This is a genomic window from Planotetraspora sp. GP83, from assembly GCF_041262585.1.
Lineage (GTDB): Bacteria > Actinomycetota > Actinomycetes > Streptosporangiales > Streptosporangiaceae > JAOEGB01.
In genome coordinates this window covers 18,078-33,436 of the sequence record NZ_JBGCBZ010000002.1, presented here as the reverse complement: position 1 = coordinate 33,436, position 15,359 = coordinate 18,078, and the positions used below count along the sequence as shown (strand labels likewise).

The 15,359-nt window shown below is 68.3% G+C and carries 10 protein-coding genes and 1 pseudogene; 10 read left to right on the top strand and 1 reads right to left on the bottom strand.

Translation table 11 applies throughout. From position 1 onward, the window contains the following. Positions 1-16 precede the first annotated feature (16 nt). Positions 17-1,432, bottom strand: a complete 1,416-nt coding sequence (locus ABH927_RS03010; RefSeq protein ID WP_370017881.1) for a WD40 repeat domain-containing protein — start codon at positions 1,430-1,432, stop codon at positions 17-19. A 374-nt stretch (positions 1,433-1,806) separates the two neighbouring features. Here ABH927_RS03010 and ABH927_RS03005 point away from each other — a divergent pair, with 374 nt between their 5' ends. The 10 genes and pseudogenes from ABH927_RS03005 (at position 1,807) to ABH927_RS02960 (ending at position 15,341) form a co-directional block, all read left to right on the top strand. Then, positions 1,807-1,950 carry a hypothetical protein gene (locus tag ABH927_RS03005; protein ID WP_370017880.1) on the top strand — a complete coding sequence of 48 codons (144 nt, stop codon included), beginning with the start codon at positions 1,807-1,809 and terminating at the stop codon, positions 1,948-1,950. A 176-nt stretch (positions 1,951-2,126) separates the two neighbouring features. Then, positions 2,127-2,336 (top strand): annotated as a pseudogene (locus ABH927_RS03000) (alkaline phosphatase family protein); the annotation flags it as partial. 10 nt (positions 2,337-2,346) lie between these two features. Further along, positions 2,347-2,592 carry a hypothetical protein gene (locus tag ABH927_RS02995; protein WP_370017879.1) on the top strand — a complete coding sequence of 82 codons (246 nt, stop codon included), beginning with the start codon at positions 2,347-2,349 and terminating at the stop codon, positions 2,590-2,592. A 425-nt stretch (positions 2,593-3,017) separates the two neighbouring features. Further along, positions 3,018-3,830 (top strand): SAM-dependent methyltransferase, encoded by an 813-nt coding sequence (locus ABH927_RS02990; RefSeq protein WP_370017878.1) that lies wholly within the window; start codon positions 3,018-3,020, stop codon positions 3,828-3,830. A 243-nt stretch (positions 3,831-4,073) separates the two neighbouring features. Next, a complete protein-coding gene (locus ABH927_RS02985) occupies positions 4,074-4,634 on the top strand; it encodes a hypothetical protein (RefSeq protein ID WP_370017877.1) in 561 nt (186 codons plus the stop codon). 12 nt (positions 4,635-4,646) lie between these two features. Then, positions 4,647-6,722 (top strand): flotillin family protein, encoded by a 2,076-nt coding sequence (locus ABH927_RS02980; protein ID WP_370017876.1) that lies wholly within the window; start codon positions 4,647-4,649, stop codon positions 6,720-6,722. A 7-nt stretch (positions 6,723-6,729) separates the two neighbouring features. After that, positions 6,730-11,796 (top strand): DNA repair ATPase, encoded by a 5,067-nt coding sequence (locus tag ABH927_RS02975; protein WP_370017875.1) that lies wholly within the window; start codon positions 6,730-6,732, stop codon positions 11,794-11,796. Positions 11,797-12,205: 409 nt separating this feature from the next. Then, positions 12,206-12,631, top strand: coding sequence for a nuclear transport factor 2 family protein (locus tag ABH927_RS02970; RefSeq protein ID WP_370017874.1), 426 nt, complete (start codon positions 12,206-12,208; stop codon positions 12,629-12,631). 599 nt (positions 12,632-13,230) lie between these two features. Next, a complete protein-coding gene (locus ABH927_RS02965) occupies positions 13,231-14,703 on the top strand; it encodes an APC family permease (RefSeq protein ID WP_370017873.1) in 1,473 nt (490 codons plus the stop codon). Then, positions 14,700-15,341, top strand: a complete 642-nt coding sequence (locus ABH927_RS02960) for a GNAT family N-acetyltransferase (RefSeq protein ID WP_370017872.1) — start codon at positions 14,700-14,702, stop codon at positions 15,339-15,341. Before ABH927_RS02965 ends, ABH927_RS02960 begins: the two co-directional genes overlap by 4 nt. The last annotated feature ends 18 nt before the right edge of the window (positions 15,342-15,359 follow it).

The window sequence follows — 15,359 nt, the reverse complement described above, 5'->3', positions numbered from 1 at the left end:
GTTGGAGTTGAGAACGTCATACAGGGTGCTCTGCGGAATCCGGTCTTCCTTCCGGCGCCTGGTCTGTGAGATTGTCCCGACACTCGGCGATCTTGGCGAGCAGCTGGTCACGTTCACCCCGTACGGCGGCAACCTCACGTACCAGCCGGTCGTGGGCGGTGCGTAGTTTCGCCAGCCGGGCGCGCAGGTCCTGAACGCGTCGGCGCGACGCCTGAGGATCGGATGCGCGCGGGCCCTGCCAGAGCCGCACCGTGCGGTCCCAGCCGCTGGTGGCGAGGAGGTGGCCGTCGGGGTGGAAAGCCACCCCTTGAACCCAGCCGGTGTGGCCGGTGAGGGGTTCGCCGATGGGTTGGCCGGTGATGGTGTCCCACAGCCGCACCGTGGCGTCGTTGCTGGCGGTGGCGAGGAGGTGGCCGTCGGGGTGAAAGGCCACCTTCGAGACAGCGTCGGTGTGGCCGGTGAGGGGTTCGCCGATGGGTTGGCCGGTGCTGGTGTCCCACAGCCGCACCGTCGTGTCGGCGCCAGTGGTGGCGAGGAGGTGGCCGTCGGGGTGGAAGGCCACCCCATAGACGGGGCGGGTGTGGCCGGTGAGGGGCTCGCCGACCTGCTGGCCGGTGGCGACGTCCCACAGCCGAACTGTCTGGTCGTGGCTTGTGGTGGCGAGGAGATGGCCCTCGGGGTGGAAGGCCACCCCGATGAGGGAGCCGGTGTGTGTGAGAAGCGCGCCGACGGGCTGGCGCGTGATGGGGTCCCAGAGCCAGACCGTTTCCCCCTTACCGTTGGTGGCGAGGAGGTGGCCGTCGGGGTGGAAGGCCACCCCGATGAGGAGGTCGGTGTGTGCGAGGGGCTCGCCGACCTGCTGGCCGGTGGCGACGTCCCACAGCCGCACCGTCTTGTCGTAGCTGGCGGTGGCGAGGAGGTGGCCGTCCGGGTGGAAGGCCACCCTCCAGACGACGTTGGTGTGGCCGGTGAGGGGCTCGCCGATGGGTTGGCCGGTGATGGTGTCCCACAGCCGCACCGTCGTGTCGGCGCCAGTGGTAGCGAGTAAGTGGCCGTCAGGGTGGAAGGCCACCCCACAGACCGGGTGGGTGTGGCCGGTGAGGAGTTCGCCGACCGGCTGGTACAGCCCCGTCGGCTCGGCTGGGGGCGGCGTGGCCGCCGCACGGGTGGCGGCTTCGTCGGCGGCTAGCCACAGGGCGCGGAACTCCTCCACATCGCCGCCGAGCGCCTCGACGGTGAGCTCGATCTGGCCCCAGCGTGGCAGCTTCTGGCAGCGGATGACCGCGTGGGCGGTGGTGTGGCTCAGTGCGCCGGTGCGGTCGGCCAGCTGGCGGTAGCTGGGCCTGCCGCGGTGGCGATACAGCTCCTGGAGCCGGTCGCGCAGGGCGGCCAGGGCGTCGTCGCCGGGCGGGGTGGCGGGGGCGTCGGGCATGGCGGGATCGAGCATTCCAGACCGTCAGAAAACGTAAAGCCCCTTTGCGGAACTGCCGCCAGAAATGGCCGCACTCTCCCCCGGGAGGGAGGGGTTCGTCAGGATTCGTCAGCGCCCTACCGGTGTCCGCGTCTGTCAGCGGGCGTCATGAGGTGTACGGGTTCATCCGTTCCCGTCAACGATCGGACGAGATCGTCAACGGGGCTCTGGCGTACCGCACCTTGGAGATACGCCGTCGGCATCCCCGCCGATGGCGGTCCCGCACCGCCGTACCGGCAGGTGAATCGGGGTGGCGTGGCCCGGCCCCGTCGCAACCGTCGCCGGCACCACACCACCCCACGGGGCGCACTCCACACGCGAAAGGGACGCACCCCATGACCATCCTCACCCAGCTGGCGGACCTCGGCACCATCGGCGCGCTCCTGGTGGCCACCCCCGCGGTCGTCTACCTGTTCTCGGCCAAGCCCGACCGCCGGGCCCGGGCCCTGCGGGTGCTGCGGCTCCTGCTGCGCCGGTGATCACCCATCACCGCCGCGCCGCGCCGCCCGCCCCGCCTTTCGGAGCGAGCGGTTCCCCGGAAGAGGTTGCGAGCGGGTGACGGGAATCGAACCGGGCCAGTAACAGGACTCTCACCTGTGGGTTTGCTGTTTCGGCAGTTCGTGACCCATGGGGTTATGCCGGGTTCCACGCCTTCGCCAAGGACGACCCGCGGTACGTCAACGTGATGACGAAGTGGGATCTGACCGCCTTCGACCAGCACTGCAAGGACGGCACCCTGCCCACGGTCTCCTGGCTTGTGGCGCCCTACCTGTTCTGCGAGCATCCGGCGGCCAGCCCCGACTACGGCGCCCACAGGGTGAACCCGGCGCTGCAGTCACTGACGCAGGCGATGTCGCTTGCGTAGACTCGTTGCTATGAGCGCCGGGCATGCGCATGAGGAGCTTCACCACCTGGTGGACCGGCTGTCACCGGACCAGGCGCGTCGTCTCCTGCGTTTGGTGAAGACGGACCCTGACTTGGCTGAGGCGGCATCAGCTGAACCGTCTGAGCCCGTTCGCCGTCGGCGGTTGTCGATCGCGGGGATTGGTGCCTCCGGTCAGGGGGATCTGTCGGAACGGGTCGAAGATCTGCTGGCGGAGCGGTTCAATCGGTCAACGTGACCGCCACGCTCCTGGACACGGGTCCATTGATCGCTGTTGTCGATCGGGATGACAAGCACCATGCCTCATGTGTGCGACTGCTCGAAGAGTTGGAGGGGCCGCTCCTGCTGCCTTCGACTGGCTTGATCCCGTGGCAACCGTGAAGACGACCGCGCAGATGACGTGGTCGTCCGCGCGTGCGGGCCGGGATGTCTGTCACCCTTCCGGCAGAGCGCTCGGCGTACCGCTCACCACGATGAGATCGGGGGCGCGCGCCGTCCAAGACTCACTCGTCATGACTCCATGCGCATGGCCGCGGCGTGGCGGCCACCTGGCGGGTCAGCGCGCAGAACGCGAGCGTCAGCGGCTTGGCGGGGAAGCGCCCCCGGCGAATGGGAACACCCAGATGATCTACAGTGTGCTTATACAGACGGAAGGATGCGGGAATGGCTGCCTGGGATCGGGATCCGATCGTCATCGATCCGACCATCCCGAGCTCGGCCCGGATGTACGACTACTATCTCGGCGGAAAGGACAATTTCGCGTCCGATCGCGAAGCCGCCGAGAAGGTCCTGGCCAACTTTCCGGCAATGCGGACCACGGCCCGGGAGAATCGAGCCTTCCTCGGGCGTGTTATCCGCTATCTGGCGGCAGAGGCCGGGATCAGGCAGTTCATAGATATCGGTACGGGGATCCCCACGGCGAACAACACCCACCAGGTCGCTCAACGTATCGACCCGGATGTGCGCGTGATCTACGTGGACAACGACCCGATCGTGCTCACTCACGCTCGGGCACTGTTGACCACCGCGGACGGAGTCGTCGATTACATCGATGCCGACCTGCGCGACCCCGGCGAGATCTTGTCCGACAAGCGGATGAGCGCACTGGACTTCTCGCAACCGATCGCCGTGTTGCTGTTCGCGATTCTCCATTTCATCCCAGACCAGGATCAGCCGTACGCGATCGTCAACCAGTTGATCGACGCCGTTCCGCCAGGTAGCTACCTTGCCCTGTCCCATGGGACGGGCGACCATCTGCCCCCCGGCCAATCCGAGACCGGCAGCCAGATCTACACCAGGGCCGGCATCGATCTTCGGATCCGCGGTCTCGGGGAGGTCGAGAGCTTCTTCGATGGGCTCGACCTCGTTGATCCGGGCGTGGTTCCCGTCTCCGCCTGGCGTCCGGACTACCCCGAAATCGAGCCCGTCCCGTTGGCCGAGGCATCGTTGTACGGGGCCGTAGCCCGCAAGTCCTAGCTCGCCGGGCGACAAGTCCCAGCTCGCCGGGCGAGCAGACGGCAACGCGTCCCTGCGGTGGTGTTCGCGGGCCGGCAGCCGCGGCCTGTCTTCTGCTGTGTTACCTATGGGCGTCGGTAACAACGCGCGAAAACGGCGAAAAGTGCCCACTATTCCAAGCGAAATAGATGCTGACAATTGCCTGGCTATCGGGCAATAATGCGTTACGTCTCGGGGGAGACGCTCGCAAAACGGTGGGAGTCAATGCGGGATTTCGTGGGCGCGGCGCTCGGGTTCCCGGCGGTCCTGTTCAGCTTCATGCTGCTGGTCGTCATCGGCTACTGGCTGCTCGTGCCGCTGGGGGGCCTGGGGTTGGAGTTGCCCGACGATCTCCTGACCGGCATCGGGCTGCGCGGAGTGCCGGCCAGCGTCGTGATCTCGCTCATGGTGGTGATCTCCTGGTTCGTCAGCCTCGCCGGCGCGGCGCTGGTGGAGGGGACGGCCGCACGGACCGCTGTCCTTCTGGTCGCGCTTCTCGCCGGCTGGCTGTGCACCCGCCTGTTGGTGCTGCCGATCCGCGCGCTGTTCCCGGCCGTGCCCGCGCCGTCGCGGAGCGACTTCGTCGGCCGCATGTGCGTCATCCGTACTGGACGGGTCGGACCCGATTTCGGCCAGGCCGAGGTCACGGCGGAGGACGGCTCCTCGGCCCTCGTCCAGGTGCGCCAGACGGGAGCCGACGATCTCCGCGCCGGCAGCTCCGCCCTCATCTTCGACTACGACCCAGAGGGCGAGTTCTTCTGGGTCATGCCCTACGACCTCCACTGACAGGGGACTTGGATGGATGTCATCACCACGGGGATGGGCGTTCTTCTCGCCGTTCTCCTTCTCGTCGTCATCGGTCTCGTGTTCGCCGTGACCCGGCTGTTTCACAAGGTCGAGCAGGGTAAGGCCCTGATCGTCTCCAAGGTCAGGAACGTCGACGTGACGTTCACCGGCGCCATCGTCCTGCCCGTGCTGCACAAGGCCGAGGTGATGGACATCTCGGTGAAGACGATCGAGATCACCCGGACCGGCCAGGAGGGGCTGATCTGCCGGGACAACATCCGGGCCGACATACGCATCACGTTCTTCGTGCGGGTCAACAAGACCGTCGAAGACGTCATCAAGGTGGCCCAGGCGATCGGCACCGCCCGGGCCAGCGACGAGTCGACGCTGCAGGTGCTGTTCAACGCCAAGTTCTCCGAGGCGCTCAAGACGGTCGGCAAGCAACTCGACTTCGTCGACCTCTACACGAAGCGCGACGAGTTCCGCGACCAGATCGTCCGGGTGATCGGCACCGACCTGAACGGCTACAGCCTCGAGGACGCCGCCATCGACTTCCTCGAGCAGACGCCCATGGCGCAGCTCGACCCGGCCAACATCCTCGACGCGCAGGGCATTCGCAAGATCACTGAGCTGACCGCGATAGAGCACATCCGGACCAACGAGTATCAGCGCAACGAGCAGAAGGAGATCACCCGCCAGAATGTCGACGCGCGGGAGGCCATCCTGGAGCTGGAGCGACGGCAGGCCGACGCGGAGACCAAGCAGAGGCGCGAGATCGAGACCATGAAGGCGCGCGAGGAGGCCGAGACCGCCAGGGTCCAGGCCGAGGAGCGGCTGAAGGCCCAGGCCGCGAACATCCGCACCGACGAGCAACTCGGCATCCAGCACGAGAACCGGGCGAGGGAGATCGCCGTCGCGGAGAAGAACCGCGAGCGTGTCATCGCGATCGAGAGCGAGCGGATCGAGAAGGACCGCATGCTCGAGGTAATCGCCCGGGAGCGCGAGACCGAGCTGTCGCGAATCGCCAAGGACAAGGAACTCGAGGTCGAGAAGCGGGCGATCGCCGAGGTGACGCGCGAGCGGATCGCGGTGGACAAGACGGTCGCAGAGCAGGAGGAGAACATCAAGCGCCTGCGTGTCGTCGAGGAGGCGGAGCGGACGCGACAGGCGCTGGTGATCCAGGCCGAGGCCGTGGCGCAGGAGAACCTGGTCAAGGACATCAAGGCCGCCGAGGCCGCCGAGCAGGCCGCGAAGTACAAGGCCCGTGAGGAGCTCGTCCTCGCCGAGGCCCGCCAGCAGGCGGCCGAGCTCGACAGCCGGGCGAAGATCCGCCTCGCGGAGGGTCTCCAGGCGGAGGCGGCCGCGGTCGGGCTCGCCGAGGTCCAGGTGCGCGAGCGCGACGCCGAAGCCGTCGAGAAGATGGGACGCGCGGAGGCCACCGTCGAGCGGGAGAAGGCCCTCGCCGCCGCGCTGGCCATGGGTGAGAAGCTCAAGGCGGAAGCCGAGGGTGAGCAGGCGATGGCGCTGGCCGCCGCGGCGGCTGTGGGCGAGAAGCTCAAGGCCGAGGCGGAAGGCCTCACCCAGAAGGCCGCGGCGCTGGCCGCGCTGGACGAGGCGAGCCGCGGGCACGAGGAGTACCGGCTCCGGCTGGACGCGGAGAAGGAGATCCGTCTCAAGAGCATCGACGTCCAGCGGGACGTCGCGCAGGCGCAGGCGACCGTGCTGGCGGCGGGACTGGAGAAGGCCGACATCGATATCGTCGGCGGCGAGAGCATCTTCTTCGACCGGCTCATGAGCTCGATCACGATGGGCAAGAGCGTGGACGGCTTCGTCGAGAATTCGAGCGTGGCACGGGCGCTCGCCACGCCGTACCTCGACGGGACCTTAAGCCTTCCGCAGGACCTCTCCCGGATGCTCGGCTCGCTGGACACGGCGGACGTGCGGAATCTCACGCTGTCCGCCCTGCTCGTGAAGCTGATCAAGGCGGGTGGCCCCGACGCCGGCAAGCTGCAGGATCTGCTGAGCGCCGCGCAGCGGCTGGGCGTGGCCGAGCAGCCGGTCGCGGCACTCAACTCCGGGAAGCACTGACGCGCCCGTGACAGAGGCCATCGAGACACAGCTCACCGAGACACAGCTCATCGAGACGCGGGCGGGGCTCGACGCGGGCACCTATGAGGTGCTCCGGTCCCGGCTGTCCGAGCAGGCCAAGGAGCTCGCCCGCCGGGCCGAGGCGCTCAACGCCCGGCGCCTGGAGGTCTTCGGCGGCGCCGAGCTCCGGCTGGTCGGCACCGAGCGCATCCGCACCGAGAACAACTGCGTGCCCCGCGACATCGTGTCGGTGGGCGGGGTCATGCTGTTCGGCTACAACGTGTTCATCGGGCTGAAGTCCGAGACGACCGTCCGGGACGTGTTCTCGTGTCACCGTTTCATCCGCGACGGCGACGCCTTCCGGTTCGACGACGCCCCCCTGCTGCTCGACGACCAGCAGTTCGAGCGGGACTTCGGCGAACTGTACCGGTACTACAAGGAAACCCGGCTGACGCAGCTGCGCCGGCTGGAAGGCCGGCTGCTGGCCGTCTTCCAGACCGGCCCGCAGGACATCCGAGTGCTGCGATGGAGCGTCGGAACCGATGGCTCCGTCAGCTACCTGGACAACCGGGGCGAGCGTGACCACGTCTTCCCGCCGTCGCACGACTTCGAGTGGACGGCGACCACCAGGGACGACCACGTCCTCGGCCGTCACCCGCACATCTCGATCGGCGACGAGGTGTTCGTCGAGACCGTGGGCGGCGACCTCACCGTCAAGGTCGAGAACAACACCGAGACCGGTGAGGGGATCTACCGTGAGCCCGTCGTCGAGCCGCTGCAGAGCCTGGCGGACGCGGACGTCCACTATGCCAGGGTCGGTCCGCTGATCCTGCTCCGCATCCGGCCCTACAACGAGGCCGAGTGGCGGCACCTGGTGTTCAACACCAGGACCAGAGGCGTGGTCCGGCTGGACGGCATCGGACAGGCCTGCCAGCGGCTACCCGAAGACCAGGGCATCATCTTCCCCGGTGGCTACTACCTCGCCACCGGTACGGCGAAGACCTTCGACACGGACGTCGCCAGCCTGGAGTTCGAGCGCGTCATCCGCTCACCCAACGGGGAGGACGTGCTCTACGTCTTCCACGCGAGGGCGGAGGGCCGGACGCTGCTGCTGCCGTACAACGTGATCCGCAAGGAGGTCGCCAACCCGATCCCGTGCCACGGCTACTCGCTGTTCGACGACGGAACCCTCGTGGTGTTCCGGGCGACCGGTGACGAGCCGACCCGCGTCCATCCCATGCAGGTATGGCAGACGCCGTACGTCTCGGACACCTTCGCCGCGGCCCAGCCGGTGGGCGCCGGGCCGCTGGAGCGCATCGGCAACGCCGAGCTGGTGCGCGGGGTCTCGGACTGCCTGTCCGTCGTCCGCATGGTCGAGGAGATGGCGCCGTCGGTGCCGGTCTTCGAGGCGCTGATCGCGGCATGCGTCCGGGCTTTCGACCACTACCACTGGCTGAACGACCACGATCTCCGCTCGCCGCTCGCCGACGTCAGGGCGACCGCCGAGCAGGTGCTGGACGAGTTCGAGAAGGTCCAGTCGCTCACCCGCCAGGCGGCGTCCGAGCTGGACGAGGCCGCCGCGCGGATCGAGTCGCTGGTACGGCAGGCGCGCGGCGAGTCGCCCATGACGTCTGACGCGTGGGTGCGGCAGCTCGCTGAGCTGCGGCGTGCGCAGGGACGCCTCGCGACGTTGCGGGAGCTGCGCTACATCGACACCGAGCGGGTCGACGCGCTGGCCGGCCACCTCGAGACCGAGCTCGCCGCGGCCGCGCAGCGCGCTGTCGCGTTCCTCCAGCGTGACGACGCGTTCACCGGCTACCACGCCGACGTGGAACGGCTCACCTCGGACGCCCAGGCCATCAGGACCGTCGCGGAGTCCGCGCCGATCTCGGAGCGGCTGGTGGAGCAGGGCGAGGGGCTGGCGATCCTGACCGAGGTCGTCGGCACCCTGGAGATCACCGACGTCACCGTGCGCACCGCGATTCTGGAACGGATCGGGGAGGTGCTCGGCGGGATCAACCGGGCCCGGGCCACTCTCGCGGCGAAACGCGGGGAGCTGCTCGCGGCCGAAGGAAGGGCCGGCTTCGCCGCCGAGTTCGCCGTGCTCGGCCAGACCATAACCGGCGCGCTCGCGGTGGCGGACACCCCCGAGCACTGCGACGAGCAGTTGGGCCGACTGCTGCTCCAACTGGAGAACCTGGGGTCTCGCTTCGGGGAGTTCGACGACCTCGTGGCCCGGCTGGAGCAGAAGCGGGAGGACGTCTACGAGGCGTTCTCCTCACGCAAGCAGGCGCTGCTGGACGAGCGCGCGCGCCGGGCCGACAGGCTGGCGGTCTCCGCCGACCGGATCCTGAGCAGCGTGCGACGGCGTGTTGTGAGCCTCGAGTCGATCGAGGAGGTGAACACCTACTTCGCCTCCGATCCCATGGTGGCCAAGCTGCGAACGGTCGCCGATGAGCTGCGCTCGCTGGGTGACCAGGTCCGGGCCGAAGAGCTGGAGGGCCGGATCAAGTCGGCCCGCCTGGACGCGGGCCGTGCCCTGCGCGACCGCGTCGACCTCTACTCCGACGCCGGGACGACCATCCGCCTCGGCCGTCACCGGTTCGCCGTCAACACCCAGCCGCTCGACCTCACGCTCGTTCCCCTGGACGGGCGAATGGCGTTCGCCATCACCGGGACCGACTACCGGTCGCCTGTCGACGAGGAGTCGTTCGAGGCGACCCGGCCGTTCTGGGACCAGTTGCTCGTCTCCGAGTCCGCCGACGTGTATCGGGCGGAACATCTCGCCGCTTCGATCCTCGCCGAAGCGGAGGCCGGCGGCCTCGCGGGGGCCGATGCCGTCAGCGGCGCGGGACTGTCTCTCGACGCTCTGCACGCGGCCGCGCTCGCCGACGGCGGTCTGCTCGGGGTGGTGCGCCGCGTCGCGGAGACGCGTTACGACGAGGGTTACGAGCGCGGCGTCCATGACCAGGACGCCGCCGCGATCCTCGATGCCCTGCTCCGCCTCCACACGGGAGCCGGTCTGCTGCGCTTCCCGCCCGAAGCGCGGGCCGCGGCACAGCTCTTCTGGACGTTCGGTACGGCGGAGGCCGCCCGCAGGGCCTGGACCACGCGGGCCCGATCACTGGCCCGGGCCCGGGGCGCGTTCGGGCATGGGGCGGAGGTGGCCCGGCTCTCGCAGCCTCGGATGGACGCGATCGGCGAGATCCGAGCCGAACTGGCGTCGGCCATGGCCGGTTTCCTGCGGGATGCCGGACTGCCGGGCGGTGAGACCGGCCTCGCGGGGGAGTACCTCTTCGAGGAGCTGTCGAGCTCGCCCTCCGGCTTCGTCACCAGCGCCGCCGCCCGAGGCATCCTGGGGAGGTTTCGAGCGGCACTCGGCGGTTCCCTCAAGGAGTTCGAGGACGATCTGCGCGCCCTGGACGATGATCCGGACGCCGCGGGAGTCCCGGGAGTCCCGGGAGCCCTGGGAGTCCGGTATCAGCTGGCGGAGGCCTGGCTGGCGGCTTTCCTGCGCACGTCCTTCCTGCGCGAATCCGGCGAACAGAACGCGGAAGCGGGAGCTGTACAGGCCGGAGACCTCGCGGAGGCGATCGCCGTACAGCTGTGTGATGTCCCGCGGTACGACTCGTCGGCGGCGCTGACGACCACCGTCGAGCGTCTGCTGGGCGCGCATCCCCGGCTGTCCGGGCGGAGCCTCGGGCTGCGCCTCGACGAGACGCTCACCCGCACCCGGCGGTTCCGGACCGAGCGGGTGCCCGCCTACCGGGCCTACCAGCGGCGGCGTAACGAACTCATCGAGCGCGAGCGGGCGCGGCTGCGGCTCGGCGAATACCAGCCCAAGGTGATGAGCGCGTTCGTGCGCAACCGGCTGCTGGACGAGGTGTACCTGCCGCTGATCGGTGACAACCTGGCCAAGCAGCTCGGCGCGGCGGGGGAGGCCAAGCGCACCGATCAGATGGGGCTCCTGCTGCTCATCTCCCCGCCGGGGTACGGCAAGACGACGCTCATGGAGTACGTCGCGAGCCGGCTGGGTCTGGTGTTCGTCAAGGTCAACGGCCCGTCACTCGGCCACGCGATCACCTCGCTCGATCCGGCGCAGGCGCCGGACGCCACCGCGCGACAGGAGATCGAGAAGGTCTCGTTCGCGCTGGAATGCGGGAACAACGTGCTGCTCTATCTGGACGACATCCAGCACACCTCTCCCGAGCTGCTGCAGAAGTTCATCTCGATGTGCGACGCGCAGCGCCGGATGGAGGGCGTCTGGAACGGCCGGACCCGGACCTACGATCTGCGCGGCAAGCGCTTCGCCGTCTGCATGGCGGGCAACCCGTACACCGAGTCGGGCGGGCGGTTCCGCATCCCGGACATGCTGGCCAACCGTGCCGACGTGTGGAACCTCGGCGACGTGCTGTCCGGCAAGGAGGAACTGTTCGCGCTGAGTTACATAGAGAACGCGCTGACTTCCAATCCCGTTCTCGCGCCGCTCTCCACGCGGGACCGCGCCGACGTCGAACTGCTGGTACGGCTGGCACGAGGTGATTCGGGGGTGCGCGCCGACCAGCTGAGCCACCCCTATTCCAGAGTCGAGCTCGACCAGATCCTCGCGGTGCTGGACAAGCTTCTGCGGGTCCAGGAAGTCGTGCTGGCGATCAACGAGGCGTACATCGCGTCGGCCGCCCAGTCCGATGCCTCTCGCACGGAGCCCCCCTTCCAGCTGCAGGGGTCGTACCGGAACATGAACAAGCTGGCCGAGCGGATAGCTCCGGTCATGAACGACGGCGAACTCCACGCGGTGATCGACGACCACTACCTGGGGGAGGCCCAGACTCTCGCCTCAGGGGCCGAGGCCAACCTGCTCAAGCTGGCGGAGTTGCGCGGCACGATGACCGCCGACCAGGCCAGGCGCTGGGCGGAGGTGAAATCCGGCTACCTCCGCTCCAAGGCCCTGGGCGGGGACGGAGACGACCCCGTCTCCCGGGCCGTCGGCGCCATCGGTCTCCTCGCCGACCGCGTAGGGGGCGTCGAGAAGGCGATCGAACGTGCGGCCCTGCCTGACGGATCGGCTCATTGACGAGCCGCCGGCCGTGAGACCACTGCCCTCCCCGCAGCCGTGCCAAGCCATTTGTAGAAAATCTCCGCGTGAATGACGCGGATCGCGTTGTGCCGCGGCTCATCCGCGAAGTCCACCGGCACCCGCCGGCCAATTCTTTCGGCGTGCGGCCGAGAGCCGCCCACCAGGCGACATCCGATCGCTGTTCGGAGCTGATGTCGGATCACGGGGAGACGCCATCGAGGAGATGTTTCTCGAGGCCAACCAGGTCGTTGGCAGCTTCTTCCGTCGCCGGGGGCGCGCGTGAGGATCTCGAGGAGCTCTCGGCTCTCCTGATCGATCGCGAATGGTAGGCCCCTGATCGCCCGTTTCCCCCAGCCCTGTACGGCTCGGCTCAGCGAAAGCCCCTCACCGGAAAGAAGGCAAGGCGATGACGAACGATCCGGCCGACACGATCGAGAAGTGGTTCGCCACCTTCAACAGCTACGACGCCGAGCGCTGGGCGGAGTGCTACACCGAGGACGCCGTCTTCGAGGACATCGCCCTTCGGCGGACCTTCAAGGGACGCAAGGAGCTGGCGGACTTCATGCGGATATGGGTCGAGGCGTGTCCGGACACCCATGTCGAGATGGGCGAGGCCGTCATCGCGGACCGCCGGGCAGCCGTGCCCTGGAACGGGACGGGAACCCTGCTGGGCAACTTCCCGCACCTGCCGGAAAGCGCCGCCAGAGGCAGCCGCATCGACAACCGCGGGCTGAGCCTCATGGAGTTCACCGAAGACGGCCTGATCAGGCGGCAGACGGACTATTACGACGTGCTCGCCGTACTGCAGCAAATCGGCGTGCTGCCGAAGTAATCGTCTTCCGCCCCCGACCGCGCGCTATCGGCGCCGGTGGGAAGCGGGTCACGCATGGAGACTCGCGCAGCCGGATATACGCCGGCCGAGTGACCATGAGCCGTGATTTCCGCGCTGGTCGCTGTCCGCATTAGGTCGGAAGGATAACATCTCAGCATATATCCGGCCATTGGGGGATTGAGGGCGGACTGTTTCTCGGACGATCCGAAACTTTTTCATCGATGACAGATTGAACAATTCGCCTATATCATCGCGGTTCGTGCCTAAAGGTGATCTTTCAAGCCCGCGGCCCCCGTGAATGCCAACACGGCCGCGTGGCCGCTCGCCCGCCTAACCCTCGCCGTCCAGCGGGGCAGGCCGCCCGGGGCCGGTGACCGCGTCCTCCACGGGCTCGTCGTTGGGCTCTCGTCGGGCTTGTCGTCGCCACCGGCGGTGCCCAGCGGGCTCTGCGGGAGCGCGATCCCGCGTTCGCGGCCGCCACGATCGCCATGCTTCCCCGTACCGCTGCAGAGACTCATCGTTCAGACCGAGGTCGCCGTCGGCGAAGCCGTGTGATCAACCGTTGGCGACCCCCACCCCCCATCTAACGGAGTTTCCGGATGTCCCTCACAGAGCAACGACCCAGCGCCGTGTCCGGCGCGCTGGCCAACGATCGGCTCGGCATCCCATCGGTCGTGTTCTTCGTCATCTCCGCGGCGGCGCCGCTGATGGTCGTCGCGGGTTCGGTCCCGACGGCGTACGCGGTGACGGGCGTCATCGGTGTGCCGTTCGCGTTCCTGATGCTGGGCGCGATCTTCGCGCTTTTCGCTGTCGGATACGTGACGATGGCCAGGCACGTCGTGAACGCGGGCGCGTTCTACGCCTATGCCGCCCAAGGGCTCGGCCGGACGCAGGGGGTGGTGACCGCGTGGGTGGCACTGCTGGCCTACAACGCGCTGCAGCTTGGCCTCTACGGAATCATCGGGTCGGCGGCCGAGCCGCTGCTCCGCGACTGGTTCGACGCCTCGCCCGCGTGGTGGGTGATCGCGCTGGCGGCGTGGGCGCTGACCGGCCTGCTCGGCCTGCTGCGGGTGGACGTCAACGGCAAGGTCCTCTCTGTCCTGCTGGTCAGCGAGATCACCGTCGTCCTGGTGTTCGACATCGGTGACCTGTTCCACGCCGCCCCGAGCGGCGTCAACTTCGAGGGCTTCACCCCGGGCTCGCTGTTCGTGCCCGGTGTGGGCGCCGCGCTCGCCACTGTCGTCGCGGGGTTCGCCGGATTCGAGTCGTCGGTGGTCTTCGCCGAGGAGTCCAGGGACCGCGACAGGACCGTCCCCGTCGCCACCTACCTGGGCATCGCGATCATCGCGGTCCTGTACGCGATCTCCGCCTGGGCCCAGACGGTGCCGACCGGGCCGGACGGAATCGTCAAGGCGGCGTCCGAACAGGGGCCCGTGCTCGTCTTCAACCAGGCGGCCGCCCATCTGGGCTCCACCGTCGCGGCGATCGGCTCCGTGCTGTTCGTGACCAGCAGCATCGCCTGCATGATCGCCTTCCACAACACCACGGCCCGCTACATCTTCGCCCTGGGCCGTGAAAACGTGCTTCCCCCGGTGTTCGGGCGCACCTCGGCCCGCACCGCCGCTCCGGTGGCCGGATCGTTGCTGCAGACGGCGCTCGGGCTGATTGTGATCGCCGTCTACGCGATCACCGGCCTCGATCCGGTCACGAAACTGTTCTTCACTTTCGGCGCGTTCGGTGGCCTCGGGCTGCTGGCCCTGCTCGCCGTCACCTCGATCGCGGTGATCGTGTTCTTCTCCAAGAACCCCTCGGGGGAGACGGCGTGGCGGACACGCGTCGCCCCGGCCCTGGCGGCCCTGGCGCTATGTGTGATCATCGGACTGACGCTGATCAACTTCGACACGGTCCTGGGGGTCGCGCCCGACTCGGTCCTTCGCTGGATCCTGCCCGGCATCTTCGTCGTCGCGATCGTCTTCGGCGTCGTGTGGGCTCGTGTGCTGAAGGCGACCAGGCCGGAGGTGTACGCCAACATCGGCTTCGGCGCGCAGGCCGTCACGGGAGGCTCAAAGTGACGGCTGAGATCACCCGGATGACGGACGCCGCCGTGGCCGGCGCGGTCATCGCCGACACGTTCGGCTCCGACGCGATCAGCACTTGGCTCATCCCTCCGGCGCAGGATCGGCCGCCGATCCAGCTGCGGTTCTTCACCATGTACGTCGCGCACGCGCTCGACCACGGCGACGTCTACGGGATCCACGAGTCAGGCGAGCTCGCCGGGGTCGCGGTCTGGTTCACCGCGCCGTTCCCGGAGATCCCGGGCGAGGAGGAGGCGATCGCCTCCTTCGCCGGGAAATACGCCGATAGGTACGACACCCTCGGCCGGCAGATGGACAAGCTCCACCCGACCGAGCCGCACCACTACCTGGCATTCATCGCTCTGGTACGGGGGAAGACCGGGCGTGGCCTCGGCAGTCTGCTGCTGGAGGAGCACCACCGGCGGCTCGACGCCCAGGGGATGCCGGCCTACCTGGAGGCCAGCAGTGAGGCGAGCCGCCGGCTCTATCTCCGGCACGGCTACGTAGACATGCCGGAGTTGGTCCGGCTGCCCGACGGTCCGGTCATGTATCCGATGTGGCGCGCGCCGTTCTCCCGCGTCGGCCGCCTGGCCGACGGCCATATCGAGGAGAACGGTCCAGGCACGCTCGAGTGATCAGCCCGGAGAAGCAGG

Bases quoted from the DNA above. Each gene is read 5' to 3' on its own strand.
- ABH927_RS03010 (WP_370017881.1), bottom strand. From the start codon at position 1,432: ATGCCCGACGCCCCCGCCACCCCGCCCGGCGACGACGCCCTGGCCGCC.
- ABH927_RS03005 (WP_370017880.1), top strand. From the start codon at position 1,807: ATGACCATCCTCACCCAGCTGGCGGACCTCGGCACCATCGGCGCGCTC.
- ABH927_RS02995 (WP_370017879.1), top strand. From the start codon at position 2,347: ATGAGCGCCGGGCATGCGCATGAGGAGCTTCACCACCTGGTGGACCGG.
- ABH927_RS02990 (WP_370017878.1), top strand. From the start codon at position 3,018: ATGGCTGCCTGGGATCGGGATCCGATCGTCATCGATCCGACCATCCCG.
- ABH927_RS02985 (WP_370017877.1), top strand. From the start codon at position 4,074: ATGCGGGATTTCGTGGGCGCGGCGCTCGGGTTCCCGGCGGTCCTGTTC.
- ABH927_RS02980 (WP_370017876.1), top strand. From the start codon at position 4,647: ATGGATGTCATCACCACGGGGATGGGCGTTCTTCTCGCCGTTCTCCTT.
- ABH927_RS02970 (WP_370017874.1), top strand. From the start codon at position 12,206: ATGACGAACGATCCGGCCGACACGATCGAGAAGTGGTTCGCCACCTTC.
- ABH927_RS02965 (WP_370017873.1), top strand. From the start codon at position 13,231: ATGTCCCTCACAGAGCAACGACCCAGCGCCGTGTCCGGCGCGCTGGCC.